Annotated in this window: 18 protein-coding genes, 1 pseudogene and 1 riboswitch; of the genes and pseudogenes, 8 read left to right on the top strand and 11 right to left on the bottom strand. The window is 71.4% G+C overall.

Annotated elements, in window-relative coordinates; translation table 11 throughout:
* Nucleotides 1-147: 147 nt before the first annotated feature.
* From ACIBF5_RS18755 to ACIBF5_RS18735, 5 genes are all read right to left on the bottom strand, one after another.
* On the bottom strand, nucleotides 148-1,605 hold the full coding sequence (locus tag ACIBF5_RS18755) for a neutral zinc metallopeptidase (RefSeq protein ID WP_396813181.1): 1,458 nt from the start codon (nucleotides 1,603-1,605) through the stop codon (nucleotides 148-150).
* A 132-nt stretch (nucleotides 1,606-1,737) separates the two neighbouring features.
* Nucleotides 1,738-2,634 carry a hypothetical protein gene (locus tag ACIBF5_RS18750; RefSeq protein WP_396813179.1) on the bottom strand — a complete coding sequence of 299 codons (897 nt, stop codon included), beginning with the start codon at nucleotides 2,632-2,634 and terminating at the stop codon, nucleotides 1,738-1,740.
* Between the two features lie 157 nt (nucleotides 2,635-2,791).
* Nucleotides 2,792-3,505, bottom strand: a complete 714-nt coding sequence (locus ACIBF5_RS18745; RefSeq protein ID WP_396813228.1) for an amino acid ABC transporter ATP-binding protein — start codon at nucleotides 3,503-3,505, stop codon at nucleotides 2,792-2,794.
* A gap of 55 nt (nucleotides 3,506-3,560) precedes the next feature.
* Nucleotides 3,561-4,346, bottom strand: a complete 786-nt coding sequence (locus ACIBF5_RS18740) for an amino acid ABC transporter permease (protein WP_396813177.1) — start codon at nucleotides 4,344-4,346, stop codon at nucleotides 3,561-3,563.
* A 41-nt stretch (nucleotides 4,347-4,387) separates the two neighbouring features.
* Nucleotides 4,388-5,269: an ABC transporter substrate-binding protein gene (locus ACIBF5_RS18735; protein ID WP_396813175.1), complete on the bottom strand. Its 882-nt coding sequence runs from the start codon at nucleotides 5,267-5,269 to the stop codon at nucleotides 4,388-4,390.
* Between the two features lie 262 nt (nucleotides 5,270-5,531).
* Nucleotides 5,532-5,622: riboswitch (SAM riboswitch) on the bottom strand.
* 185 nt (nucleotides 5,623-5,807) lie between these two features.
* On the opposite strand from ACIBF5_RS18735, the gene ACIBF5_RS18730 reads away from it, so the two are divergent.
* The 4 genes from ACIBF5_RS18730 to ACIBF5_RS18715 all read left to right on the top strand — a co-directional run bounded on the left by ACIBF5_RS18730 (nucleotide 5,808) and on the right by ACIBF5_RS18715 (nucleotide 8,660).
* On the top strand, nucleotides 5,808-5,930 hold the full coding sequence (locus ACIBF5_RS18730) for a ribosomal protein bL36 (RefSeq protein WP_396813173.1): 123 nt from the start codon (nucleotides 5,808-5,810) through the stop codon (nucleotides 5,928-5,930).
* A 99-nt stretch (nucleotides 5,931-6,029) separates the two neighbouring features.
* On the top strand, nucleotides 6,030-6,572 hold the full coding sequence (locus ACIBF5_RS18725) for a hypothetical protein (protein ID WP_396813171.1): 543 nt from the start codon (nucleotides 6,030-6,032) through the stop codon (nucleotides 6,570-6,572).
* Between the two features lie 209 nt (nucleotides 6,573-6,781).
* Entirely contained in the window at nucleotides 6,782-8,035 is a 1,254-nt protein-coding gene (locus ACIBF5_RS18720; protein WP_396813169.1) for a glutamate-cysteine ligase family protein, read from the top strand.
* A 169-nt stretch (nucleotides 8,036-8,204) separates the two neighbouring features.
* Nucleotides 8,205-8,660: a hypothetical protein gene (locus tag ACIBF5_RS18715; RefSeq protein ID WP_396813167.1), complete on the top strand. Its 456-nt coding sequence runs from the start codon at nucleotides 8,205-8,207 to the stop codon at nucleotides 8,658-8,660.
* A gap of 80 nt (nucleotides 8,661-8,740) precedes the next feature.
* Here ACIBF5_RS18715 and ACIBF5_RS18710 read toward each other — a convergent pair whose 3' ends face one another.
* The 6 genes and pseudogenes from ACIBF5_RS18710 to ACIBF5_RS18685 all read right to left on the bottom strand — a co-directional run.
* Nucleotides 8,741-9,691, bottom strand: coding sequence for an anti-sigma factor RsbA family regulatory protein (locus tag ACIBF5_RS18710; protein WP_396813165.1), 951 nt, complete (start codon nucleotides 9,689-9,691; stop codon nucleotides 8,741-8,743).
* 129 nt (nucleotides 9,692-9,820) lie between these two features.
* On the bottom strand, nucleotides 9,821-12,004 hold the full coding sequence (locus ACIBF5_RS18705; RefSeq protein ID WP_396813163.1) for an MBL fold metallo-hydrolase: 2,184 nt from the start codon (nucleotides 12,002-12,004) through the stop codon (nucleotides 9,821-9,823).
* A complete protein-coding gene (locus tag ACIBF5_RS18700; RefSeq protein WP_396813161.1) occupies nucleotides 12,001-18,387 on the bottom strand; it encodes a hypothetical protein in 6,387 nt (2,128 codons plus the stop codon). The genes ACIBF5_RS18705 and ACIBF5_RS18700 overlap by 4 nt, the downstream gene beginning before the upstream one ends.
* A 207-nt stretch (nucleotides 18,388-18,594) precedes the next feature.
* Complete coding sequence (locus ACIBF5_RS18695) at nucleotides 18,595-20,322, bottom strand: sulfatase (RefSeq protein ID WP_396813159.1); 1,728 nt, start codon at nucleotides 20,320-20,322, stop codon at nucleotides 18,595-18,597.
* Between the two features lie 66 nt (nucleotides 20,323-20,388).
* The gene (locus ACIBF5_RS18690; protein ID WP_396813157.1) at nucleotides 20,389-21,066 is read right to left on the bottom strand and encodes an HAD family hydrolase; all 678 of its coding nucleotides are present in this window, start codon (nucleotides 21,064-21,066) and stop codon (nucleotides 20,389-20,391) included.
* A gap of 199 nt (nucleotides 21,067-21,265) precedes the next feature.
* A pseudogene (locus ACIBF5_RS18685) lies at nucleotides 21,266-21,961 on the bottom strand (CDP-alcohol phosphatidyltransferase family protein); the annotation flags it as partial.
* Nucleotides 21,962-22,076: 115 nt separating this feature from the next.
* Between ACIBF5_RS18685 and ACIBF5_RS18680 the strand changes: the two are divergent.
* The 4 genes from ACIBF5_RS18680 to ACIBF5_RS18665 are packed head-to-tail and all read left to right on the top strand — an operon-like array spanning nucleotide 22,077 to nucleotide 25,388.
* Nucleotides 22,077-23,057, top strand: coding sequence for a zinc-binding alcohol dehydrogenase (locus ACIBF5_RS18680; RefSeq protein ID WP_396813155.1), 981 nt, complete (start codon nucleotides 22,077-22,079; stop codon nucleotides 23,055-23,057).
* 3 nt (nucleotides 23,058-23,060) lie between these two features.
* Nucleotides 23,061-23,459: a 6-pyruvoyl trahydropterin synthase family protein gene (locus ACIBF5_RS18675; RefSeq protein WP_396813153.1), complete on the top strand. Its 399-nt coding sequence runs from the start codon at nucleotides 23,061-23,063 to the stop codon at nucleotides 23,457-23,459.
* 37 nt (nucleotides 23,460-23,496) lie between these two features.
* Nucleotides 23,497-24,567 carry a glycosyltransferase family 4 protein gene (locus ACIBF5_RS18670; RefSeq protein ID WP_396813151.1) on the top strand — a complete coding sequence of 357 codons (1,071 nt, stop codon included), beginning with the start codon at nucleotides 23,497-23,499 and terminating at the stop codon, nucleotides 24,565-24,567.
* The gene (locus ACIBF5_RS18665; RefSeq protein WP_396813149.1) at nucleotides 24,564-25,388 is read left to right on the top strand and encodes a class I SAM-dependent methyltransferase; all 825 of its coding nucleotides are present in this window, start codon (nucleotides 24,564-24,566) and stop codon (nucleotides 25,386-25,388) included. Before ACIBF5_RS18670 ends, ACIBF5_RS18665 begins: the two co-directional genes overlap by 4 nt.
* The last annotated feature ends 105 nt before the right edge of the window (nucleotides 25,389-25,493 follow it).

Below are 25,493 nucleotides of genomic sequence, written 5' to 3'. Positions count from 1 at the left end.
GGCCCCCCCGGCCCGGGGGGCGGGCGGGCCCCGGGCCGGGGGGGGGGGGCGGGGGGGGGGGGCCCGCGCGCCCCCCCCCCCCCCCGCCCCCCGGGCGGCCCCCCCCCCCCCCCCCCCCCCCCCCCCCCCCCGCCGTTTCGCGCGGCTCTACTGGTACCTGCCGACGCAGGTCGCGGCGGCGCCGGTGGTGGGGCCGGTCGCGGAGAAACCGTCACGGAACGCCTGGACCCGGGCGAAGCCGGACGGGACGCTGGCACCGTCCACGTCGGCCGCGATCACACTGTCCGGGGTGAGCATCTCGGCCACCGCCTCGTCCAGGTCGCCCGGGGAGAGTTGCAGCGCCGCACCCCGGCCGGCGACGATCGCGCCCGCCCACACCCCGGTCAGACAGGCCGTACGTTGGGCGGCGGCGAGCCCCCGCAGCGGGTAACCCGCCGACCGCTGGAGCGAGAGCGCGTACCGCGAGGCGACCTCGGCGAAGGCGGCGAAGTCGCCGATGCCGCCCCGGTTGCCCCGCTGGGGGGCGGTGCCGATACGGACCAGGTCGTCGAGGTCGAGTCCGATGGTGTCGCTGCTCGGGCAGTAGGAGGCCGGTGAGGTCCGGCGGGCGTCGGGGCAGTCGGGCGCCCCCACGACGATCGCCGGCGGTCGCGCACCGCTGGATTCGAACACGGCACGCAGGGTGGTCTGCAACGCCGTCAGCGCGCTCCGGTCGTCCACCCGCAGGTTCCCCGCGTCCCCGTCGACCGTCTCCTGGTCACCGCTGGCCTGCTGGGTGATCCGGTCACGTACCTCGGCCTCGTTGATCCGGGCACACCGGACGGGTCCGTCACCGAACCCGAGCTGGAACGCCGACACCCGGTCGAAGGCGTTGCCGTGCGCGCCCTCGGCGTCGAATCCGGTGCCGGCCGAGTCGCGGATGAAGAAGAGGGTGGAGAGGATCTGGTTGAGTCCCGGGCCGGTGGAGATCTGGAAGTGCGGCGCGTTGCCCTCTGCCACCCATCGGAAGAAGTTGCCCGCGTAGCAGTCGGCCTGCTGTTCCTTGACGATGGAGCTGGTCTGCGCGGTGATGCCGCTGGCCGTACCGAGCCGGAACTGCACCGCGTGCCCCAGTTCGTGGGCCAGGACGGCGACCACCGACATCGGTCCGAAGGAGTCGTTGAGCGTGGGGAGCAGTTCCCCCCGGTCCCAGGCGACCGTGTCGTCCCCGGCGCAGTAGAAGGCGTTCACCAGGCCGGCGGTGCTGGCCTGACACACCTCCACCCCGGCGCCACCGGAGTCGTACGAGATCAGCCGTCCGATCGGTTCGAACCGCTTCCCGAAACTCGCTGGAAGCTGCTCGGACCAGTACCTCTGTACGTCGTCGACGGCGTTGAGGGCGAGTTGGTCGATGGGTCCGCGGTCCCCGCCGGACGCGGTGAGTCGCGAGTTACCGACCCCGGGCCGGGGACCGCTCTCGCCGGTGGTGATCTCCAAGCCGGCGACCTTGGTCGAACTCCAGCGTTCGACGCCGCCGGTGCCGGCGACGGACCGGGTGCAACCCGCCAGCAGGGTGACCGCCAGCAGGAGCGTCCCCCATCTGATCCGATGAGCGTTCCGCGTCATGTTCACACACCATCCCGAGGTTGTCGTGTCACGTGGGTGGGCACCGGTACGACAGACGGGTGCGCGGGGCTGGCGAAGGCCAGTCCGGCACACCCGTCCGTCGAACTACTGATCAGCCTGTCGGCCTGTCGTTCAGCCGAGGAAGACCGAGGCGATGGCGTTGTCGAAGTTGACCTTGGAGAGGTCCCGTACGTCACCGTTGATGACCAGTGAACGCCCCTTGCAGTTCGCCTCGGACCAGATCTTGAGCGAGCCGGGGGCGGCCACCGAGGAGGTGACCCCGGGACGGCTGAGGTTCTGGCAACCGCTGCCGGAGACGCCCTGGGAGGCACCGTTGTCGCTGAAGTTGGCGTCGTCGAAGAGAACCGCGCTGGTGGCCGGGGTCGCCTGCGGGGCATCGGCCTCCGGTGCGTCGTTGCCACCGGCGGGCACACCGGCCTTGGTGCCGGTCGGCGTCACACCGAACCAGGTGCCGCCCACACCCTGGCCGAGGGTGTCGCCGCGCTTGGTGTCCTTGGCGAAACGGTAGACCGGCCAGCCGCCGATGGTGACCTGACGGGTGCCGTCAGCGCGCTTGACCGTGCCGATCGCCGACTTCTTGATGCCGGCGATGAAAATCTTGCCGCCGGGTGCGACGGTGACCGGCGGCCAGGTGACCGCGCAGTCGCCGTTGCAGTTCGACTTGGACGGGTTGGCGGTGTCCTTGTCGAACCGGTAGAGGGTCAGCCCAGCACCGTTGACCACGACCGGGTCGAGGTCGCCGGCCCTGCTCGCGGTGAGCTGGACCCACTTCTGCGCCGACTGCAGCGCGGCGCCGGTCGCGGCGCCGCCGTTGGGGACCGCCCAGTCGCCGGTGCCGGCCGGGGAGTTGTTCGACTTCGCGGTGCCCGAGAGCAGGGACAGGTCGGTGCCCGCCCCGTCGCCCTGGCCGGACGCCTGGGTGGTGGCCTGGGTGGTCGTCTGGGCTGCCGGGGCCGGCACGGCCGGGTCGGAGCCGCAGGCCGAGAGCATCGCCACGCCAGCCGTCATGAGGACAGCAAAGGGCACGAGGTGCTTGCGCAACATTTGATTTCTCCAGTGGTCTACCCGGTTCCAGCACATCCGGAAGCCGTTCGGAGTCCACACGGAGCCCACGCGAAAACGGTTCAGTCCGTTCTCGACGTGGTGGGCGTCACGCCCGGCGCGCTCAGCCCACCTCGGCGAGGAACCGGGCGAGCCGCCCACTGCGCGGCGCCTCGAACACCTCGGCCGGCGGGCCGGCCTCGACCACGCGCCCTCGGTCCATGAAGACGACCTGGTCCGCGACCCGGCGCGCGAAACCCATCTCGTGGGTGACCACCACCATCGTCATCCCCTGCGCCGCCAGGTCCGCCATCAGCGCCAGCACGCCCTTGACGAGTTCGGGGTCGAGCGCCGAGGTCGCCTCGTCGAAGAGCATCACCCGCGGCGACATCGCCAGCGCACGGGCGATCGCGACCCGTTGCTGTTGACCGCCGGAGAGCTGGGCGGGACGTACGTCGGCCTTGTGCCGCAGGCCGACGATGTCGAGTTGACGCAAGCCCAACTCGGCCGCCTCGTCGGCCGGAAGCCTTCTGAGCTGTCGGAGCGCCAACGTGATGTTGCGCAGCACGGTCAGGTGCGGGAAGAGGTGGAACCCCTGGAAGACCATGCCGATCCGCTGCCGCAACAGGTCCGGGTCCTGTCGCAGCACACTCTCCCCGTCGAGGAGCACGTCGCCACGGTCCGGCTCCAGCAGCCGGTTGAGCGTACGCAGCAGAGTGGACTTGCCCGAGCCGGAGGGGCCGATGACGCAGGCCGTCTCACCCCGTCCGACGTCGAGGTCGACACCGCGCAGCACCTGGTGACGCCCGAAGGAGAGGTGGATGTCCCGAGCCGCCAGACTGAGCGACTCGTACGAGGTCGGGACCGTGGTTCGTTCCCGCTGTTGGTCCCGCTCAGTCACGACCCACTCCTGTGTCCACCGTGGCCGGCGCTCCGGCCGCTTCGTACGTCTCGGGCTCCTCGTCCGTGTCGCCGACCGGCCCCTGCCGCAGCCGCCGGTCGATCCAGTTGACCAGGTGGGTCAGTGGCACGGTGATCACCAGGTAGAGCAGGCCGGCCAGCAGCAGGGCGGACTCGTTGCCGGTGTTGGCGGCATGGTCCTGGCCGATCCGGAACAGGTCCCGTTCGCTGGCCAACAGCCCGAGGAAGTAGACCAGGCTGGAGTCCTTGATCAGCGCGATGAGCTGGTTCACCCAGGCCGGCAGGATCCGGCGTACCCCCTGCGGGATGATCACCAGTCGCATCGCGGTCCGGTGGGACAGACCCAGCGCCCGACTCGCCTCAAGCTGGCTGGCCTCGACGCTCTGGATGCCGGAGCGGAAGATCTCACCGATGTACGCGGCGGCGATCAGCGACAGCGCGAGAATGCCGAGAGGGTACGGGTTCGGCCCCCACCATGCCATGCCGAGCGGCGCGAGCCCCACGCCGATGAGCAGGATGGTGACGGCTGCCGGCAGGCCCCGGAACACGTCCGTGTAGACCCGCGCGGGCCAGCGCAGCCAACGGGTCCGAGCCAGGCCAGCGACGGCGAGCAGCATCCCGAGCAGGGTGCCCAGGACCGCCGAGACGGCCGCCAGCAGCAGCGTGTTCCGGAGGCCGATCGTGAGCATCTCGGGTAGGGCTTCGCGCATCGACCCCAGGTCGAAGAACGTCTCCCAGAGCGTCTTGAGGGTGTCCATCGCCTTACCTGTCTCGGACCCGTTGGGCGTTCACCGGTCGGTCAGGCCGACGGAGTGGCTGTGGGAGTGGTCGACGGGCCGGCCTTGACCGGTGGGAACGCGACGTCGCCACTGCCGGGCTTGAAGGTGTCCGGGACCGGACGACCGGGGTAGTACTGCTCCTGGAGCCGGGTCCAGGTGCCGTCCTCGATCACCTGGTCCAGGCCCTTGTTCAGCAGTTCCCGCAGCGCGTCGTTCCCCTTGGCCACCACGTACGCGGTCGGCGCGGAACTGAGCTGCTTCTCCGCCAGGACGATCTTGCCGCCACTCTCCTGTGCGGACTTCTCACCGATCTCGGCCGGCGAGATCCAGGCGTCGGCGGTCTTCGCCTTGAGCTGGTTGATCGCACCGTTGTAGTCGGGCACGCGTACCGGGTCGAGACCCTCCTTGGTGGCGTAGTCGTCCTGCACGGTTCCCTGCACCACCACCACGCGGGCGCCCTTGAGCTGGTCGAATCCCTTGATCGCGGAGCCAGCCGGTACGTCGAGACCGAAGTAGCCGAAGTCGTACCCGTTGCCGAAGTCGACCGTCTGCTTGCGCGCCTCGGTGATGGTGACCGACGAGCTGCCGACGTCGAACTTGTGGTTGTTGACCTGCGCGAGCAGCGCCGAGAACTCGGTGCCGACGAATTCGACCCTGAGCCCGACCTTGCCGGCGACAGCGGTGAGCAGGTCGTTGTCGAAGCCGGTGAACTTGCCGTCCTTGAGATAGACGTTGGGCGGGGCGTCGCTCAGTGTTCCCACCCGCAGGGTTCCGGGCCGCAGCAGGTCGTACGGGTTGTCGGCCGCGTCGTCGGCGGACGAGCCGCAGGCGGCGGCGACGCCCAGCAGTGCGATGGCGGCGACACCGGAGAGCAGACGGGCGAATGGACGGGAAATACGCATGCGGATACTCCAACTTCAATGACAAATGACGGCAGCCGGAATGGAAACCGGGGCACGACGGAACACGGCATGGCCGATCGAACACCGTGCCGAGAGAATTGCGGAATTACCGACGGATCAGGCCCGCCGGCGGTGGGTTGTCAGCCGTTGGCGCGACAGAGCATGGCGCCGGTACGGCAGAGGTCGATATGCCGGCGCCACCAAGGCCAGACGGCGTGCGGGGTGCCAAAACTATCGGCGCGTGGTCCACGCATGGAACAAACCTCCATCGGTCCTGGCGGTAGCACCCGCACCCGTGAGGGGGGTTGCTGCGATATCGACGAGCCAGGTCTCTCAATCGCTCTGGATGGGCTGCGTCAGCCTACTCAATCCACCGCGGGCAATTCCAGTCGGATACCGCCGCCACATGTGTGGCGCTCGCCACCACCCATTCCCGACGCACCGGTGGCCGGACGGGAGGGTGCGGGAATCCGGGTGCCTCCGACAGCGTTGTTTCCGTCGGAACGGCCAAGAACCAGACCCGAAGCCGGAGGAGATCATGAAGGTTCGCAGTTCGCTACGCGCATTGAAGCAGCGGCCGGGTTCGGTCGTGGTACGTCGGCACGGCAAGGTGCTGGTGGTCAACCGCAGCAACCCGCAGTGGAAGTCCCGCCAGGGCTGACGCCCGAGGGGAATGTTCCGCCACGGGTGGGGTAGGCGACTCCCGTGCCGGGAACGGATGGCGGGCCCGACCAGGGACGAACGGGACGGGGTGGGGCTCATGTCGCGGCACGCGACGCGGCGGAACGGTCGGGGCGGGCACCGCCAGGGCCCGCTGAGCCGACTGACCGACGGGCTCCTGGCCGGCGCCGTGGGCACACTCGCCCGGGAGCTGGTCAGCAACCTGGACGTGGCGGTACGGGCCCGACCGTTGAGCGACACCCACCAGCGTGCGGTGCGACGACTGGCCGAGGTGGCGCGGCTGAGCCTCGGTCCCGAGGAACGGGCCGCCGATCGTCGGGCCGGGCTCGGCCCGGTGCTCGGTTACGTCAACGGGGTGTTGACGGTCGCCCTTTTCGCCACCGTCACCACCTGGTGGCGTCCGCCGGTGCCGGTGGCGGCGGGCATCGTCGCAATCGGCGGGATGCTGGTCGCGGACGGGCAGTTGGCCGCCCTGAAAGTGACGAACCCCCGCCGCTGGCGGGCACAGGACTGGTTCGAGGACGCCGTCCCGTACGTCGCCTACAGTCTCACCGCCGCCGCCACCCTGAACAGGCTGGAGACACTGCGGCGGGCGGGACGGAGCGCAGGACGACCGCGCTGACCGTTCGTTCACCGGGTCACACCGAGTGTTCACCGGCCGTTGGGCCGAGGCGACCTGGACAGCTCGCCCGACCAACCCGCTAATGGAGATCACCTCCAGCCGTTGGGCTTCCAGGTCGGCCGGAGCAATCCCATGTCGCCACAGAACCTTCGTGTCCTGCGACCGCTCGCGGCCGGACACCGGGATCCCGCACCCCATCGGAGTCCATAGTGGATGTCGCGGTCCTCACGGAGGCTACAGCCACCGCCTACGTCGCCGCCGCCGGTTACCGGGTCGGCCCAGTCGGTCGGGTCGGCGTGGAACTCGAGTACGTCGTGCGGGATCCGGCGTACCCGCTCGACCGGCCCACCGCCGACCGCCTGTACGCAGCCCTCGGCCACCTGGGCGAATCGCTGCCCGGCGGCAGCCAGATCAGCGTCGAGCCCGGTGGTCAGCTCGAACTCTCCTCCGCCGTCGGCGCCGATCTGGGCGCCTGCGTCACGGACGTGGCGGGCGACCTGGAACTGGTCCGCGCCGCGCTCGCCACGGACAACCTGGTGCTCGACGGCACCGCCCTCGACACGGTCCGGGCGCCGCAGCTCGTCACCACGCATCCGCGTTACCTCGCCCTGGCGACGTACCACGACCGATCGGGCCCCGGTGGTCGCACCGTCATGTGCAACACGGCCTCGGTGCAGGTGTGTGTCGACGCGGGGGACGAGTCCGACGACGGAACCGCGTACGACCGCCGCTGGCGGCTCGCGAACGCGATCGGTCCGGTGCTGCTCGCCTCGTTCGCCAACTCGCCGCATGTCACCCGTTCCGGCACCCGCTGGGTCTCCTACCGGCAGGCGCTGCGGTTCAGCACCGACGCCAGCCGGACCCGGGCGCCGCGTACCCGTACCGAACCGCGTAGCGCCTGGGCGCGGTACGCGCTCGACGCCCGGGTCGCGCTGATCGCCGAACCCGAGCCGATGCCGTGGCTGGCCCCGACGGGACTGACCATGCGGGACTGGTTGCGCGGTCACGGACCGCGCCCGGTCACCCTCGACGACCTGGAACGTCACCTCGCCACCCTGGTACCGCCGATCCGGCCCCGCGGCTACCTGGAGTTCCGGATGATCGACCAGCAGCCGGGCAACGGCTGGATCGTGCCGGCGGCCGTGGTGACCGCCCTGATGGACGATCCGAGCGCGGCGTACGTCGCCGCCGAGGCGACCGCCCGTCTCGGGCACCTTCGCCTGCACCGCAACTGGCTCACCTCCGCCCGGGAGGGCCTGACCCACCCCGGCCTGCACGCCGCCGCGGTCACCTGCTTCACCGCCGCCGCCGACGCGCTGCCACGGCTCGGCGCCCCGGCGCCGGTACGGGCAGCGGTAGCCGACTTCATCGAGCGGTACGTGCTGCCCGGAAGATGTCCCGCCGACGACGCCGGAGCCCGCGCGATCACGGCTTTTGCCCATGATCCGGCAATTAGCGATTGATTGATGTTGAATTGGCAGCGTATGCTGCCAGTCAAGTTGATGTGTCAACGGGCCTGGTCCCGAACCCGCCGCACCTGAGCCACCGCCGGAACGGGCGCACGGCAACGGTCACCGGTGCATCCCGCACTACGCCCGCCGGCACCGAGCGGATCACTCGCGGGAGGCCGGGATGACCACACCACCGCAGCGGGTCGGACCCGACCGGTCGCCCCTGTCCATCGTCGCGATCCGCCTCGGCCTGCTGGCCCTGCTGTCGTATCCGGTCTTTCCCTGGCCGCCGGAGTCCACGGTGGACGCCGCCCGCTCCGGTGAGATCGGGCGGCGGTCGGATCCCGTGGGCGGCGGCCTCCCGCCCCGTAACCCACGGCCGCCCTGCCTGACCATCGTCGCGCCACCGGATTCGGCCGGGCTGACCGTACCCGAGGGCCAGTGCCCCCACCGGGCTGGCGACCGCCGTGGCTCCTCGTACCGAGGCGGGTTCCGGCGTGACCGTCCCGACGTGGGCGCCCCGGACCAGGTCGACACCGCCCGGGAGCGGGCCGGCGGCATCCGGCCGAGCCACGGCCCCCCGATCTCCCAGTGGCCCCCGCCGACAGTGGGCTGGTTCGCGACGCCCGCCCCCTAGCGTCGTGACCACCGACGTTCGCCGGATTGTTCGTTGTCGCCCAAGACCCGTGGACGTTCGTGCTCACGGCACCGGCGGGGTTACCCGGGGTCGCCTACGGTGAGCCGGACGGTGAAGCCGTCCCCACTGTCGAAGGCGACGTGGTCGCAGAGCTGGTGGACGAGCCAGAGGCCGCGTCCGCCACTCGCCGCCTCCGCCGTGGGCAGAAGCCCGGCGTACGGGTCGGTCGGGCCGGAACCCATGTCACTCACGGTGACCACAATGCGGTCGACGCCGGCCCAGAACCGGACCCACACCGGGGGGCGGCCATGACGCCACGCGTTGGTGACCATCTCGCTCACCGCGACGACCAGGTCGTCGATCTCGTCCCGGGAGAGGGTGCCGCGATCGGCGTACGCCACCGCACCGCGCGCCTGCGCCGGTGACGGGTCGAGCAACTCCACCACCGGCGGGGTCTGCTGGATCGGGTCGATGGTCACGGGCCTCGGCTCTCCGAGGAACTCCACCGGATCGGTGTACCCCGCGCTGCGCGGGTGCCCCCCGTCTGGCGTCGCCACCCTCGGGTGCGTACGGGCCACGTCCCGCAGCACGCCGCCGGGAGTGATCCGGGTGTCGTACGCGCACATGCTCCAGAGTGGGAACTCGTCGTACGCGTGGTTGATCGCGGCCTCGTACCGCGCCCACCAGTCCCAGGTCGCGCCGAGCGCCGACCGGGGCACCTCACCGACGATCCGGACCTGCCGGGCACCGTCGCGAACGAAGTCGGCGAGCAGTTGCCGGTAGGACCTGATGGCCGCCGCCGGGCGCGCGTAGAGACCGTCCCCGACGAGGTAGGAGACGTCCCGATGGTCGGCGACCGCGCCGCGCACCAGGGCGGCGGTCCGCTCCCCCAGCGACACCACGGTCGGCTCGCCCGCCTTGACACCACCGAGCAGGAACGGCACCACGACCGCGAGAAGTTCCTCGTCCGAGTCGTAGTAGACAGCCTCGTGGTAGTAGCCCCGATGGCCAGCCGCCGCGCCCGTCCTCATCTCGCCCGCCCCACTCGTGCCCCACCGGCGCCCGGCCACTCGACCAGCCGGCGCGACAACCGGGCTTGATCATGTCAGATGCCCCGTCGCCAGGCTGTACCCAAGACGACAGCAGCGCCGGGTAGGCGATCAGATCGACGGGCCGGAGGGCCGGGACTGCCACCGGTCGGTCGGCACCACCGGCTGTCCCCGCCGCCGCAGGTGGGCACCGAACTCGCGTTGCGCACCGGGCAGGCCGTGTACCAACATCACCTGCGCCGCCGCGACGTCGTCGACGATCGAGCTGAGACCGGTGCGGTCCGCGTGCGCGGAGAGACCGAACTTCGCGATCCGGGCCTTGACGTCGACACTCTCCGTGTCGAGCACGAACGTCGACTCCCTGCCCTCCGCCAGGTCGAGCAGCGCCGCCCCGGGAGACTCCTCGTCCTGGTGCCCCGCGAGCAGCAGTGCCGCGGTCGGGTCCGGCAGGATCGACCGCCCCCACACCACGGCGGGTCCGGCGGTCAACATGCCGGAGGTGGTGACGATCACCCCACGCCTGAACGCCGCGATCAACTCACGACGCTGCTCGGGCGCGACCTCGCGCACCTGGTCACCGTAGATGCGCAACGGGTTGTCGCCGTCGGCCGTCTGCTGCTCGTAGATTCGGGTGATCCGCCGGGCCATGCCGTCGATCAGCACCGGAACATCCGGCAGCCGGTTGCGCAGCGTCAGTGCCACCTCCTGCGCGCGGCCCAGTGCGAATGCCGGAACCAGCACCCGGCCCCCCGAGGCGACGGTCTCGGCGACCGTCGCGATGAAGTTCTCCACCTCGGTCCCCCGCCGGGAGCGGGTCGGCCGGCAGTACGTCGACTCGATCACGAGCAGGTCGGACCCGCGCGCCCGGTCCGGCACGACCAGACCCGGCACCGTGGCCTGAGCCAGGTCGGAAACGTCGCCGGTGACGGTGACCCGGGTCGCTCCGGCGCTGATCACGACACCGGCGGCACCGAGGATGTGACCTGCGGGGAAGAGCTCGACGGTCACCCCGTCGGCGACCTCGACCACCCGCCCGAACTCGGTCGGTCGGATCCGGCGCTGCGCCGCGACCACCTGCGCCTGGCCATACGGCGGCTCGACGGCTGGCTCACCCGCAGGCAGATACCCCTGGCGGAGGCGGTCGAAGACCCGTACCGAGTCGGCCCACATCGTCGGCAGCAGCGCGGCGGTGTCCTGGGTGCAGAGCAGGGGCAGACTCGGGTCGTCGGCGACCAGCGCCGGAACGTAACCCGCGTGGTCGCTGTGCGCGTGCGTGATCACGATCGCGTCGAGTCGACCGGCCCGGGCGATCCCGATGTCAGGGGGCCCGGCACGGTCGATCGGCTGCTTGGGACGCAGACCCGCGTCCACCAGGATCCGGACGTCACCCACCTCGACGAGCATGCACGACCCACCGATGTCGGTGCCGCCACCGAGCGGCGTCAGGGCCATCTCCCTCGGACGACTGCTCGCCACCGGGACCGGCGACGGCGCCGGGGCCCGCAACGCCTCCAGTACGGCCAGGAACGCCTCCCGCCCGACATTGGCGGCAGCCAACGCCGCCGCCAGACGCTCCCGCGTCGCCACCGGCTCGGCCGCCACGTCCCGGTCCGGGCCGTGGACCCCGTTCCGGTCCCGTTCCCGAGGATCAGGGTCGAGCGCCTCGTTGTCTGCGGCCGGGGCGAGCAGGCCGGCGAGGAGTCCGGCCGCGTACCCGAGGCTCCCGGCGAGGGCGGTCGACTGGCGTCGCCGGCTGTCGAGTTCGGCCCGGAGCGACTCGATGACCGCGAGGGCCTCGTCCCGGTCGGTGACCGCCGCCGCCAACTCCTGCCGCAACGCGTCGCGCTCACGTACCGCCCAGTCGAGCTGACCACGTGCCTGGTCCCGGGCGGCGCGCACCTCGGCAAGATGACGTACGGCCCGTTCCGCCCGGCGCTCCTCGACGCTCGCGGCGGCCCTCGGCGCCCGCTTCGGCGGGGCCGACGCTTCCACCGCCCGCGCCAACGCGCCCGGGTCGTTGCCGAGCAGCGCGGCGGCCTCCCGGGCCACCGCCGGGTCGGGATCCGTGAGCTGCCGCAACAAGGGATGGCCGCCGGCCAGCTCGTCGGCGTACCTGGCGGCCAACTCGGCCCGGAGTGCGGGCACCCTCGCGATCACGGTGAGGAGCTGGGACCGGTTCGCCGTAGCGAACCGGTCGTGGTCGATCCGCTCCCCGGCGTAGACCCCGGACCGCAGTACGGCCCGGGCCGCGTCGCCGGTCAGCGTCGCCAGGAGCCGGCCGGGGGTCCGGGTCATCCCCGTACGGTCCGGGTGGCGGCCGCCATGACCGGTTCGACGAAGAGCTGCCCGTCCTCGGCGCTGGCGACGAGCAACCCGAGGGTACGCAGCACGTCGACCACATCCGCCGTGCTGAGGTAGCCGCTTCGGGCGAGTTGGGCCGACCCGAGTGCGTCCGTACCCGGATCACCGGACTCCCCGTGCAGGGTGAGGTACTCGGCGATCGTCTCCGCGTCGGCGCGGTCGTCGGCGAACTCCGAGGCCAGGAACGTCCATGCCTGCTCCAGAGCGGCGTCGGCCCCGGCCCCTGAGGCGGCGACCAGCGCCTCCGCGTGCACCGGGTCGGCCAGATGGGAACGGATCCGGGCCAACGGATCGGCCCGGGTGCCGGCGTCGTTGTCGTGGGAGAGTTCCTCCGCGACCAGGTTCACGTTCACCGGCCAACCGCCGGTCGTGGCGAGCAGCTCGCCTCGGGACGCGTCGTCCTGGAATGGCAGCGTCGTCTCGGTGAGCCAGAGCCGTAGGTCGGTCTTGTCGTAACGGCGCAGGCCGGTCAGCCCGGAGGAGGCGTCGGACTCCGCGGCCGCGGTCAACCAGAGCGGTGCCTGCGACGGGGTGGTGACCAGGACGATGCCGAGCGTCCCGCCGGAGTGCGCGGCAATCAGCTCCCGAGCGGTCCGCCAGGCGTCACGGGCCACGTCCAGAGTCGCCGCCTTCAGGTCGACGAGCACCACCGCGTGGCCGCCGGCCGCCTTGACGGTGGCCTGCTGGCAGGTGTTCCGCAGGGACGACGGTTTCGCTTCGCAGAGGTGACTGCGGCGACTGCCGGAGTGGGCCCCGTTGTTCTCGTCCTCGATCGCCTTGATGCACCGCTCCACGGTCAGTGCCGACGACCCGGCGATCAAACGGACCTGACTGCGAGGTGCGAGCAGGTCCGCGATCTGCCGTGAGGTCAGCGGGCCACGGGTGAGCCCGGCACCGAACGCCGGTCGCATCAGGCTGCCGTCGAAGCTCTCCGGCAGCGGGGTCGACTCCGCCTGCTCCAGGAACTCGTCGACCTCGTCCTTCGACCCGAGCAGGTCGAGGACGTTCGGCGTACGCAGCCGGTAGCCACCGTTGGCGTACGAGAGCACCCCCAGGTCCACACACTCGTCGAGCAGCGCCCGGAACTCGCCGGTGCGTACGTCCTCCGGGGCGAAGCCCTGTGGCCACCACTGCTCACACTCCGCCCGCAGCTGGGTGGCGGTGAGGGCCGAACCGACGCCGTTCCCGTGCGCGTGGAACGCCACGCTGTAGGCGATGACCTTGTAGCGGGGGTCCAGGTTGAGGGTCCAGTCGAACCGCTTGCGGAACGAGTTCCGCAACGCGTCATCGGCCCAGACGATCTCCACGTCGTTGCCGGCGACGTGCTGCGGTGGTGCACCGGGCGCCATCGGTGCCCGTTGCAGATTGCGCAGCAACTGCGCGCCGAAGAGCTGGATCAGTGCCGGCTGGTTGTTTGCCAACGCCAACACGCGCGCGGCGTGGTCGTGGCCGGTGAACTGGTAACCGAGCGCGTGCAGGGGCCGGGTGAGCAGGTCGTACGCGGGCTGCGGCGCGAGCGGCCCGACACAGACCGGGTCACCGAAGTGCGCCAACGGATGGTTCGCCAGGCGCTCGAACCGGGCGGTCTGGTGCAGCCCGGCGAACACCACCTTGACCGCGCGACCGGTCCCCTCCATCAGCTCCTTGAAGTGGGTGACGTGGGTGAACCGACCGTCGGTGGCGTCCGCGTCGAGGAACGAGTCCGACTCGTCCAGCAGCAGGAGCAGTTGCCGTCCCGGTCGGGCGGCGGTCCACACCGAGACATGCCCGGTCAGCGCCGTGGCGATGTCACCAGAGGGAATCTCGCTCGGCACGATGCCCTTGTCCGCCAGCCGGGGCCAGAGCGTCGTCCACACCGCGTCGACCGGGTTGGCCTGACCGACCTTGTAGATCGACAGGTAGATCGCGTGCCGGGAGTCGCCGTCGTCGAACTCCCGGGTGGCCGCGCGCAGCAGCGCGGACTTGCCGAGCTGTCGGCCGCCGTACACGATGCAGGAACCCATCATGTCGACCACCTTGTCGCGCTCCTCGGCGCGGCCGTAGAACATCTCCTGCGGCACCAGGCCGGCGACGTCCGGGGTGAACGGTGTCGCCGACGTGAACGGCAGGGTGATCGCCATCGTGATGTCCCGGCCGGGCTCCGGCTGGGCGACGAGGTACGCGAACGCCGCGTCGTCGACCACGGCGGCGACCGGCAGTTTCCGGCCACTGCGGAACTGGCTCGCGAGTTCGCGACGGGCGGCCACATCGAGCGTGCCGAAGTAGAGCACGACCACCGAGTGGTCCGCCGGTTCGCTGCGGAGCAGCTCGACGAGTTCCTGCGGGGTCGGCGACCGCCAGACGGCGAGCAGGCGCAGGGTGTCGCCGGACGGGCTGATCGCACTGCCGAAGGCCGGGATGAGCGCCTTGCCGGAGGTTGCCCGTACGCCGGTGAGGTGCATCCAGTACGAGCGTCCGTGGGACTGCCCACGCCGGGACCGGGGTGTGTTCGTCTTGTCCACGAGGAAGCCGAGCTGTTCCAGGATGGCCTTGACCCGGCTGAGCGTACCGCCGCCTGCCTGGTCGAAGGACTTCGGCGACGACAGCGCCAACCACTGGCTGATTCGGCCGGAGGCGGCCTCCGGCCGACCGATCTGCGACAGGTCGACCCCGGCGCCGGTGAGCGCGTCAACCAGCCCGCCACCGGAGGGGTTCCGGCCGTCGTCGATGGCCCGCTCCAGTTCCGTGAGGAGACCCGTCTTCGGGCCGGCGGCTGCCGCGGCGTTGGCGAACATCGCCGGGAAGACCGGGTAGAAGAGCCGGAGGTGGTCCACGTCGGCGCGCGGGCCGGGCAGTTCGCGACCGCCACGCACGGTCTCCAGGTATTCGTTGGCGGTGGTCAGGTCACCCGTCTCGATGCAGTGGTCGATCCGGCTACGGGCCGCCGCCGGCACTTCGATCTCGGCGAGCTGCCACTGGATCGCCGAGATCGCCGCACGCGCCGTCGCCTCCCGGTCCGCCTCGATCCGTCCTACCCCCTTGAGCATGGTGTCGAAGTCGCGGCGTGGCCCCCGGGCGGCGGCCTCGTAGGCCCGGGCCCGAGTGGAGAGGTCCGCCCACTGGTCGGCGGTCATCCGCCCGAATCGGCGGTCGGCGTCGATGCTGGCGGCGAGAGCGGCGACCCGCCCGTCGAGCTGCTCCGTGGAGTCCGCGACCGAACGGTCCCGCACCGTGGAGAGCCGCTGCGCGAGCTGTGGATCGCTCGGCCGCAGGACCTCGATGAGGATGTGCGTACCCACCTGGTCGTGCTGCGCGGCCCGCTGCTCGAAGGCGGCCGTCCATCCGGCCGGGCCGGCGCGCAGCGCGTCGACCGCCACCGCGACGTCGCCGACCTCGACCCGACGGGAGAGCGTCAACTCGGAGGCGATGGGCAGCGTCGGGGCGAGCGTGAGGGCACCGACGATGACCCGTTCGGCGGGAATCTCCGGCCCGCTCAGGGTGGCCGTACCGTCGAGCAGTTCCAGCGACTCGGTCAGCAGCGCCAACCCGGCCTGCACTGCGGCGTCCCGGGCCTCGTGGCCGGTCCCGGAGAGTGCCGCCAACTCGTCCAGGGCTTGGCCTCGCACGGCGTTCACCCGGGTCCGCAGCTCCGCCATCGGATCGGCCATCCAGGTGCCGGCCGCCGGCCTGGTCAACTTCTCGGTCGCCTCGACCCAGTTGGTGAGCAGGACGGTGACGTCCGAGGTCCAGTCCAGCACCTTCTCACGTGCCCGGGCTTCGATCCGGCGAGTGCGCTTGCCGGACTGGGGACGGCGGGTGTCCTGGTCCAGCAGGGCCTCAAGGGACGACTTGGCGCGCAGTTCGCGGATCCGGTGCCGGACGAAGCTCAGCTCCTCGACGTCGCGGGAGCCGGCGGCGACGATGGTCAGCGGGGCGCCGAGGTAACCGCCGGGTGCCATCCACGCCTGCCACAACTCGGTCGCGGCCTGGTAGCGGATCGTCCGGGAGGGAGCAGACTGGAGCATGTCGCGGGCCACCCTGGCGAGCGCGGCGTGTTCCGCCTCCGCCTCGGCGGCCCCGGCCACCGCCCCGACACTGCTCGGGGTGAGGTAGGCGCCGTTGTAGATCGCGGTCAGCAGCGCCTCGGTGAGGTTCTCGACCGCCGAGCCGGACTTGACGATGCTGCTCGTGACGTCGCGCAGCGGGCCGGCGGCGCCGGCGATCGGGGAGAGGAGTCCGGCGCGTACGGACGCGGCGTAGACCAGCATCTGCACGTCCAGCCGGTCGTGCAGTGCCTCGGCGTCCAGTTGCCGGACGGCGTCGGCGAAGGCGGCGGCGTTGGAGCCGGCCGAGGTCCGCATCGCGGCGGCGTGCGCGGCGAGCCGGTGTGCGGCCACGACGGGTACGGGTGTCTCCGCCGCCTCCAGCAGCCAGGAGGCGAGTGCGTACTGGCGGTCGTTGAGCAGGGTGGTGTAGAGGGCGTCCACGCCGGGCGGGGTGCCCGCGGCATCGGCGGTCGTGAGGGGTACGGGTGCGGGTGCGGGTGCGGATGCGGATGCGGATGCGGATGCGGGTCGGTTGACAAGGGACTCGCTGGCGGCACGCGGGGCGGGGATCGTGAAGTTGAGCGCGGCAACGACCTCGTCGATGGTCACGTCCCAGCCCGGGAGCGTCGGGTCCAGCCCGATCGCGCCACCGTCGAACCGGCCGTTGCCGTGTATGTCCGCGTCGGTGAGCTGACGCTCGTACCCGGCCGCTACGACCAGCGGATCCGGGTCGGGCTCGTCGGCACGGGTGGTGGTCGTGCCCTCGTCGGGCTCCGGCACCGACGGCTCGGGCCCGATGACCTCCGGTGTGGCCACACTGGCCGCGGCCACCGATTCGCCCTCGACCTCCTCCTCCACCTCTCCCTCCTCTTCGACGTCACCCCCGGCCTCGGGGGCGGGGGCGGCCTCGACGGGCTCGACGGGTCCGACGAACTCGACGGGTCCGGCGGACTCGGCGGTGGCAGAGGCGGGACGGGCGCGCAGGGCTAGGGTGCCGGGGAGCATGCAGAGCAGCGCGGCGCCGGGGGACGCCTGCGAGGCCCGGCGGGCGAGTTCGGCGCAGCGCTCGGGGTCGGTCACACCGATGTCGATCGCCGTGACGAGGGCTTCGAGGCCGGCGAGCAGAGTTGGGTCGCTGTCGGCGTCGACCGTGGCGGCCAGGTCGGCGACCTGCTGGATCTCGGTGACGACGTACGTCGGCCCGGAGAGTGTGGTCAACTGCCGGACCCGCGCGACCAGTGCCAACGTCGACGACGCCGCGACCGTCTCAGCGAGGGACGACCGCGCCTGCTCGACGGTGGTCGGTAGCGCTACGCCGGTGGCGGCGGCCACCCGTACGAACAGGTCCTCCATCTCGGCGGCCAGTCGGATCATCCGGTCGAGTTCGGCGGCTGGAGGTATCCGACCGGCCTCTGCCGCCTGCGCCAGTGCCGGCAGGTCACGTCGGCGGAGCTGTCCGAGTACGGACTCGACGGCGTCACAGCGGGCGGAAAGGTCGGCCAGTTCCTCAGACGTCGCCCCGGCCCCGGCGGTCGCTCCGACCTGGGACGGGTGACCGTTGGCGGCGGCCGAGACACGATCGGCGGCCGGGACGGGACCGGCCCCACCGGCCCGGTCGAGTTCGGCGACGATCTCGACCAGGCGGCCCAGCGCCACCGGGTGCTCGGGCAGCAGGGGAAGCCGCTGACACACCTGCCGCCAGAGGCGCCGGACGATCTGGGCCTGGCTGTCGGTCCACCCGCCAGGCAGCTCCGCGACCAACCAGCCGAGCGCGGCGACCGCTCCCGGGTGCCCGGTGCTGACCATGGAGGACCAGACCGCGCCGCGTACGGCGGACGTGTTCCCGAACTGGCGGATGTCGCGTAGCGGGTCGTGTATGGCGGTGTCCGTCAGGAATCCCAGGCCGGACGGGTCGGCGCGGAGCAGCGCGGCGAGTTCACCCTCGGTGAGCATGCCGGTCATGGCACTGCTACGCACCCCGAAGTGCAGGGCATCATGCAGGACCCAGGCGGCCCGCTCCTCGGGCACCCTCGCGAGCATCGTCCGGGTCGACTGCGCGACCACATGGGCCGAGGCGCCGGCCCGTACCTTCAGCTCCCGCTGAAGCGTGGAAAGCTCCTGAGTGGACAGCCGGTGGAGTTCGTCGACGAGTTCGGCGACGGTCACCCCGTTCGCGGCGGACTTGGCCAGGCGCGCGGGGCGCGACTCGCGCACTTCGACGTCGCGTAGGGACCAGCCTCCGTCGCCGCCCCCGTCATCCGTACGAACCTGGCCGGGATCCGGGTCAGTCAACGAGATCTCCCTCACACCAGTCCGACGACTGCCCACTGTCTAGCACGCGCTCGCCGTGACCGGTGACCAGCGCGGCCCGGCGTGCCGTGGACAAGACCCGTTATCGCGACCTGGGGTGCCAAATGCCCAATATGTACGGTGGCCGATCTGCGACAGAACCGTGGGACGACAGCGCCCGGTTTCACCGATCCGACCCGGTCTGACCGGTCAGCCGAACGCGGTGAGGAACCGGTCGCGGAAGGCGTTCATCGGCCAGACCGGCGCCTGAGGGCCGGGCCGGAGCCCGTCCTGCCAGCCCCAACCGGAGACCCGGTCGAGTACGGTCCGATCCCGGGCGACGATGGTGATCGGCACGTCCCGGCTCGCACCCTCACCCGTGACGATCGGCGCGGGCTGGTGGTCGCCGAGGAAGACGAGTACGAGATCGTCGTCGCCGTACTTCTCCACGTAGGAGATGAGACTGGTCAACGAGTACTCGATCGAGCGTCGGTACTCGGTGCGTACCCGGGCGGCGTCACGCCACACGACGTCCGGCGAGTCGCCCTCCCTGGCCATGCTGTCGAAGACCGAACCGTCGCCGAGTTCGTCCCAGTCGACCATCCGGGGCAGCGGAGCCCACGGTCCGTGGCTCGACACCAGGGGGATCTCCGCCATCAGCGGCGGGCGGTCCGGCCGGGCCCGCTCAAGGCGTTCGAAGGCCGCCAAGGTGTACTGGTCGGGCATGGGGGCGAAGCTGAACCTCGGGCCCTGGTACCCGAGGTCACCGACCCCGTAGATCCGCTGATGCTGGTAGAACGCCCCCTCCGGCCAGGGCCGGGTCATCGCCGGCATGACGGCGACCGTCCGCCAGTCGGCCCGACGGAAGGCGCCGTTGAGGGTCAGCCGGTCGCTGGCCAGCAGGTTGCTGTAACGCTGCTGGTTGTTGATCCACAGCCCGGAGAGCAACGTGGCGTGGGCCAACCAGCTCCCTCCGCCTGCGGTCGGCGAGGTGAGAAAGGCACTGCGGGAGGCGAACCCGGCCGCGTTAAGCCGCTGGTTGCCCTCGTCGAGGAGCGCACCGACCTGTGGCGCGAACTCCGGATCCTGCACCGCGTCGCGCCCGTAGCTCTCGACGAAGGCGAGCACGACGTCCTTGCCGCGCAGCCCGGTCAGCAACTGCTCGCCCGGGGTGTCCCGGAAGGCGTCCACGGCCGCCTCGGCGGCGAACGTCTCCTGGTCCCGCAAACCGGCACGTACCTGGACCGTACGGTCGTAGGCGAGGGCGGCGGCCCCGCTCGCGGCGACCGGCAGTCCGGGCGCGAGTTCGGCGCCGAACACGGCGCAGACGACCCAGACGGCGCCGAGCCCGGTGACGACGCGGGTCGAGACGGTCCGGTGCCGCACCACCACCCGGGTCAGCCGCAGCACCGAGAGTGCCATCAGGACGAGCATGGCGAGGACGAGCAGCACCAGCACCACCACGGCGCCGATCGCGCCCGCCCGACCGACCGAGTCGGTGAGGACGCTGAAGGCGTCGTCGAACAGGATCCAGTCGAGCACCAGGTCGAACGGCCGGTCCAGGACCTTGAAGAAGCCCAGGTCGAGCAGCTTCACGACGGTCAACAGACCGAGCACCGCGCCGAGCACCAGCGCCGTGACCCGCCTCGCGCCGGCGGGCAGGAACAGGACGAGGAGTACACCGAGCAGTCCCTCGATCGGGATACGGGTGAAGGCTCCCGGGGTGAAACGGCTGATCTGCTCCGGTGCGACGAGCGCGAAGAGCACCAGAAGACCGGCGAGCACGGTGCCCACCCTCGCCATCAGTTGCCGACGCACGCTCCGGTCCCGCGTACGTTCGGCACCCGCGACCGGCCGGTCCTCCCCCGTACCCGGTGGTCCCTCGGTCGTTTCCCGCTCCGGAGCCGGTTCCCGTCGCGGACGAGTGACGAACGACAAGCCAAACACCTCTTACGCGAAGTCTGGTGGATCGGGTCGGTACGACGGCCGGCGGCGCTTCGCGGGTTAGCCGATTCCGGCCAGGGAGAGGATGTGTCCGAGCCCGCGCGGTCCGGTCGCGACCGGCCGGGGCAGCAGGAACACGCACATTCCGGCGGCAACCCCACCGGAGTCGGTGAGCGGGTTGTCTCCGACCATCAGGGTCCGCTCGGGTCGGACGCCCAACTGGTGACAGGCGGTGAGGAAGACTGTGGTGGAGGGCTTGCAGACGCCGTGCTCGTAGGACATCACGACGGTGTCCAGGTAGGGCGAGAGGCCCAACTGGTCCATCGCCGGACGCAGGTCGAACCCGGTGTCGCTGACGATGCCAATGCGCAGCCCCCGCTCCCGGAGGGCTTTCAGGGTCGGCAGGGTGTCCGGGAACGCCTCCCAGGATTCGGCGCTGACGGTGAGCGCGTACAGCGTTTCGCTCAACCCGGGGGCGAGTCGCTCGCACCCGGCCTCGTCGTAGAGCGCGGTCCAGACCTCGCGGTGCCGGGCGTTGGAGAGGTCCCGCCCCTTGGCCATCTCCTCTGCGGTGCTGCTGCGGTCGAGCACCTGCCGCCAGACCCGGGCGACCTCGTCGGGGTCGGGTGGTGCGACGCCGAGGGTGGCCACCGCCTGGTGCAGTAGCTTCTCGCCGCTGCCGGAGAGCCGGATCAGCGTGTCGCCCGCGTCGAACAGGACCGCCTCGAACTGACTCACGTCCGTATCTCCCTACTCCGGCCGGAAACTGGTGCACAGCATGAGGGCAGCGTCTCGCGGGATCGACAGGTGGGCCACCCGGACGAGGCCGCCGCCTGGCGCGGCAGGCCGTCCATCGTGGTCACCGGGCGTACCTGGTGGCCGGCTGCCGGGCCGCGTCCACCGGCCGGGACGGGGCCGCCAGGGTACGGACGGCTCCGGGTCGGACCGGGCGGTGACGCCACAGCCACCAGATGTCCCGGCCGAACGACTCGACCAACAACGTCAGTGCGATCCCCAGCCCGAGGGCGATCAGCGGGCGCGGGAGCAGGTCGGCGGTGGCGGTCACCAGCGCCACCCCCTGGATCGCCGCGACCACCTTGCGCCAGTAGCGGGGCGGCAGCGTCCCCCGCATCCACGGCAGCACCCCGATCGCCACCACGAAGGCGTACCGCATCCCGCCGATGGCCAGCGCCCAGGCGCCGATCACCGGCGTGAGGTAGACGCTGAGGGTGAGCAGGAGGAACGCGTCGACCTCCATGTCGAAACGGGCGCCGAGTGCGCTCGCGGTGCCCGTACGCCGGGCCACCTTGCCGTCGACCGCGTCGAGCAGGAGTGCGACGACGGTGAGGGTGACCAGCAGTCCCACCGGCACCGGTCGGACGAACGAGTCGGCGGTCAGCGCCGCCACGCCGCCGATGAGGGTGGCCCGGGTCAGGGTCACCCGGTCGGCCGGTCCCATCCGGGTCGCGCCCGAGCGGTGCAGCCCTCGACTCAGCAGGACACAGGTGGCGACTGCGTACACGACCCCGACCAGCCAGCCCGCCGCACCGAGGCCGACTGTTCCAGCAAGGCTCACCAACAGGACAACCTGGACAATCAATCCGATCAGCGGACCGCTTTGAACCGTGCGCACCCTGCCTCCGTGTCTATCGTGTGTACGACCTTGATAGGGAAACACGTAATATGCGGCCGTTCGGTTCGAACGGATCTTGGAGAGGATCGATGGGATCCTGGAAGAGGAGGGGCCGGTGACACGCGAAGCCCGGTCCTTCTGGCTCCGGTCCCCCGGGGTGGGCGAGATCCGGTCGACGCCCCTGCCCGATCCGGGACCGGACGACGTCCTCGTCCGCAGTCTCCACTCCGGCGTCAGCCGAGGCACGGAGACCCTGGTCTTCCGGGGCGGCGTCCCGACCGACCAGTACGCGACGATGCGCGCCCCCTTCCAGGAGGGCGACTTCCCCGCCCCGGTGAAGTACGGCTACCTCAACGTCGGCGTGGTCCAGGAGGGGCCGGCCGCACTGCTCGGTCGCATTGTCTTCTGCCTCTACCCGCACCAGAGCGCGTACGTCGTCCCAGCCACCGCCGTGACCGTGGTACCCGACGGCGTGCCGCCCGCGCGCGCGGTGCTGGCGGGCACCGTGGAAACTGCGGTGAACGCCCTGTGGGACGCCGCGCCGCTGGTCGGCGACCGGGTCACCGTGGTCGGTGCGGGCATGGTCGGCGCCTGCGTCGCGGCGCTGCTCGCCCGCTTCCCCGGGGTGCGGGTCCAGTTGGTCGACACCGACCCCGGCCGCGCCGACCTCGCCGTGGCGCTCGGAGTCGAATTCGCGTCGCCGGCCGAGGCCGCCACCGGGCGGGACCTGGTGGTACACGCGAGCGCGACCTCCGCCGGATTGCAACGTTCGCTGGACCTGCTCGCCCCGGAGGGTACGGTCGTCGACCTGAGCTGGTACGGCGACCGTCCGGTGAACCTCTCCCTGGGTGGCTCGTTCCACTCCGGTCGGCTGACCATCCGCAGCAGCCAGGTCGGCACCGTCTCGCCGGCCCGGTCGGCGAGACGCAGCTACGCCGACCGGCTGGCGCTCGCCCTGGACCTGCTCCGGGAGCCCGCGTTCGACGCGCTGATCACCGGCACGTCCCGCTTCGACGACCTGCCCGATGTGCTCGACCGACTGGCCGCGGGCACCCTGCCCGCGCTCTGCCACCTCATCACCTACGACCAGGAGTAACCCTTGTTCAGCGTGACCGTCCGTGACCACATCATGATCGCCCACAGTTTCCGGGGCGAGGTCTTCGGGCCCGCACAGCGGCTCCACGGGGCAACCTTCGTCGTCGACGCGACCTTCCGGCGCCCCGAACTCGACGCCGACAATATCGTCGTCGACATGGGGCTCGCCGCCCAGCAGCTCAAGGACGTTCTCGCCCCGCTCAACTACCGCAACCTCGACGACGAGGCCGCGTTCGCCGGGGTCAACACCTCCACCGAGGCCCTCGCCCAGGTGATCGCCGACCGTCTCGCCGAGCAGGTCCGGATCGGCGCCCTCGGCGAGGGAGCGCACGGGCTGACCGGCATCACGGTCACCCTGCGCGAGTCGCACGTCGCGTGGGCCAGCTACGAACGGTCCCTGTGAGAGTGCGGTCCTTCGGCGTACCGGCCGGGGCGGCACCGTGACCGTGGTGCACGTGGTGCTCCCGGGCGACATCGACGATCCGACCACACCCAGCGGCGGCAACAGCTACGACCGCCGGGTGTGTCAGGGGCTCGTCGCATCGGGATGGGCGGTACGCGAGCACGCCGTGCCGGGCGGTTGGCCGTACCCGGGCGCGACCGAACTCGCCGCCCTCACGGGTCTGCTCGCGACAATTCCCGACGACGCCGTGGTGCTTCTCGACGGCCTGGTCGCGTCGGCCGTACCGGAGGTTCTGGTGCCGCAGGCGCACCGGTTGCGTCTGGTGGTCCTGGTGCACCTGCCGCTCGGCGACGACGACGTGCCCCGCCGGGCGGCGGAACGCGAGGTCCTGGCGGCGTCGGTCGCCGTCATCACGACCAGCGAGTGGACCCGACATCGACTGGTCGCGCTGTACGCGTTGCCCGCCGACCGGATCCACGTGGCCGCGCCGGGCGTGGAGCCGGCCCCGGTGGCATCCGGCACGGCCGGCGGTACGGAACTGGTCTGCGTCGCGGCCGTCACCCCGCACAAGGGACACGACGTGTTGACCCGCGCCCTGGCCAGCGTCGCCGACCTCCGCTGGAACTGCGTCCTCGTCGGCGCACTCACCCGTGACCCGGACTTCGTCGAGGGGCTGCGCCGTCAGGTGGACGAACACGGTCTGACCGACCGGATCCGGTTCGCCGGCCCGCGTACCGGTGCCGACCTCGACGCCGCGTACGCCGCCGCCGACCTGTTGGTGCTGGCGTCACGCGGCGAGACGTACGGCATGGTGGTCACCGAGGCACTGGCGCGCGGACTCCCGGTGCTGGCCACAGCGGCGAAGGGGCTACCGGAGGCGCTCGGTCACACTCCCGACGGACGCCGACCGGGTCTGCTGGTGGCACCCGGGGACCCGGCCGCCCTCGCCGACGCGCTGCGGCGGTGGCTCGGCGACGCCGCGCTGCGGCAGCGGCTACGCCGGGCCGCCACCGACCGGCGGTCGACGCTCACCGGTTGGGAGGTCACCGGTCGGTTGGTCTCGGAGGTGCTGGCACAGGTGCCGGTGGTAGGCGGGAGGGCAGCATGACGGTGGAGAGCACCCGGGCGTTCGCGGCGTGGCTCGGGCTGCGCGAGCCGGCCGACGCGGCGGCCCGCGCGGTGGAACTGGTCGAACCGATCCGGCGGCGGCTGGTCGGCGGTCGACGTACGGTCGTCCACGACCTCGGCACCGGAACCGGCTCGATGGGGCGGTGGCTGGCCCCGCTCCTACCCGGCCCACAGCACTGGATCATGTATGACCGGGATCCTGAGCTGCTGGCGCGGGCCCGGGCCGAGATGCCCGCCCACGCCGCCGACGGCGCACCGGTCACGGTCGAGACCCGGCTACGGGACATCACCCGGCTGACCGCCGAAGACCTCGACGGCGCCACCCTGATCACCGCCTCCGCACTGCTCGACATGCTGACCGCCGAGGAGATCGAACGGATCGTGTCGGCGTGCGCGGCCACCGGCTGCCCCACGCTACTGACCATCTCGGTGATCGGCCGGGTGGAACTGACCCCGCCCGACCCGCTGGACGTGGAGATCACCGAGGCGTTCAACGCCCACCAGCGCCGTACGGTCGACGGGCATCGCCTGCTCGGACCGGACGCCGCGGCGGCCACCCTGGACGCGTTCGGCCGGCACGGGGTCGACGTGCTGGTCCGGCCGAGCCCGTGGCGACTCGGCCCGGCACAGGCCGAGCTGACCACCGAGTGGTTCGAGGGCTGGGTGGGCGCGGCCCGCGAACAGCGGCCGGACCTGGAGGCTCCGACAGCCGCGTACGCGCGACGCCGGCTGGCGCAGGCGACCACCGGCGGGCTCGATGTCGTGGTCTGGCACCACGACCTTCTCGCGAACTGTCAATGAACCCTCGGCCGCCGAAACACGTGTATACCCACGAACGCTCGTCGAGGGAGGCACGTGTGCGGAGGGTACCGGCAGCGCACCGAGGCATCGCCGACACCGCCGCCC

The sequence above is a fragment of the Micromonospora sp. NPDC050417 genome, assembly GCF_044458865.1.
In the GTDB taxonomy this organism is placed as follows: Bacteria; Actinomycetota; Actinomycetes; order Mycobacteriales; family Micromonosporaceae; genus Micromonospora_G.
Note: the sequence above shows the minus strand (reverse complement) of the source record. Positions and strands in the feature narration are given on the sequence as shown.

Excerpts from the sequence above, each read along its gene's own strand:
- ACIBF5_RS18755 (WP_396813181.1), bottom strand. The coding sequence starts at position 1,605 with ATGACGCGGAACGCTCATCGGATCAGATGGGGGACGCTCCTGCTGGCG.
- ACIBF5_RS18750 (WP_396813179.1), bottom strand. The coding sequence starts at position 2,634 with ATGACGGCTGGCGTGGCGATGCTCTCGGCCTGCGGCTCCGACCCGGCC.
- ACIBF5_RS18740 (WP_396813177.1), bottom strand. The coding sequence starts at position 4,346 with ATGGACACCCTCAAGACGCTCTGGGAGACGTTCTTCGACCTGGGGTCG.
- ACIBF5_RS18735 (WP_396813175.1), bottom strand. The coding sequence starts at position 5,269 with ATGCGTATTTCCCGTCCATTCGCCCGTCTGCTCTCCGGTGTCGCCGCC.
- ACIBF5_RS18730 (WP_396813173.1), top strand. The coding sequence starts at position 5,808 with ATGAAGGTTCGCAGTTCGCTACGCGCATTGAAGCAGCGGCCGGGTTCG.
- ACIBF5_RS18725 (WP_396813171.1), top strand. The coding sequence starts at position 6,030 with ATGTCGCGGCACGCGACGCGGCGGAACGGTCGGGGCGGGCACCGCCAG.
- ACIBF5_RS18715 (WP_396813167.1), top strand. The coding sequence starts at position 8,205 with ATGACCACACCACCGCAGCGGGTCGGACCCGACCGGTCGCCCCTGTCC.
- ACIBF5_RS18710 (WP_396813165.1), bottom strand. The coding sequence starts at position 9,691 with ATGAGGACGGGCGCGGCGGCTGGCCATCGGGGCTACTACCACGAGGCT.
- ACIBF5_RS18705 (WP_396813163.1), bottom strand. The coding sequence starts at position 12,004 with ATGACCCGGACCCCCGGCCGGCTCCTGGCGACGCTGACCGGCGACGCG.
- ACIBF5_RS18665 (WP_396813149.1), top strand. The coding sequence starts at position 24,564 with ATGACGGTGGAGAGCACCCGGGCGTTCGCGGCGTGGCTCGGGCTGCGC.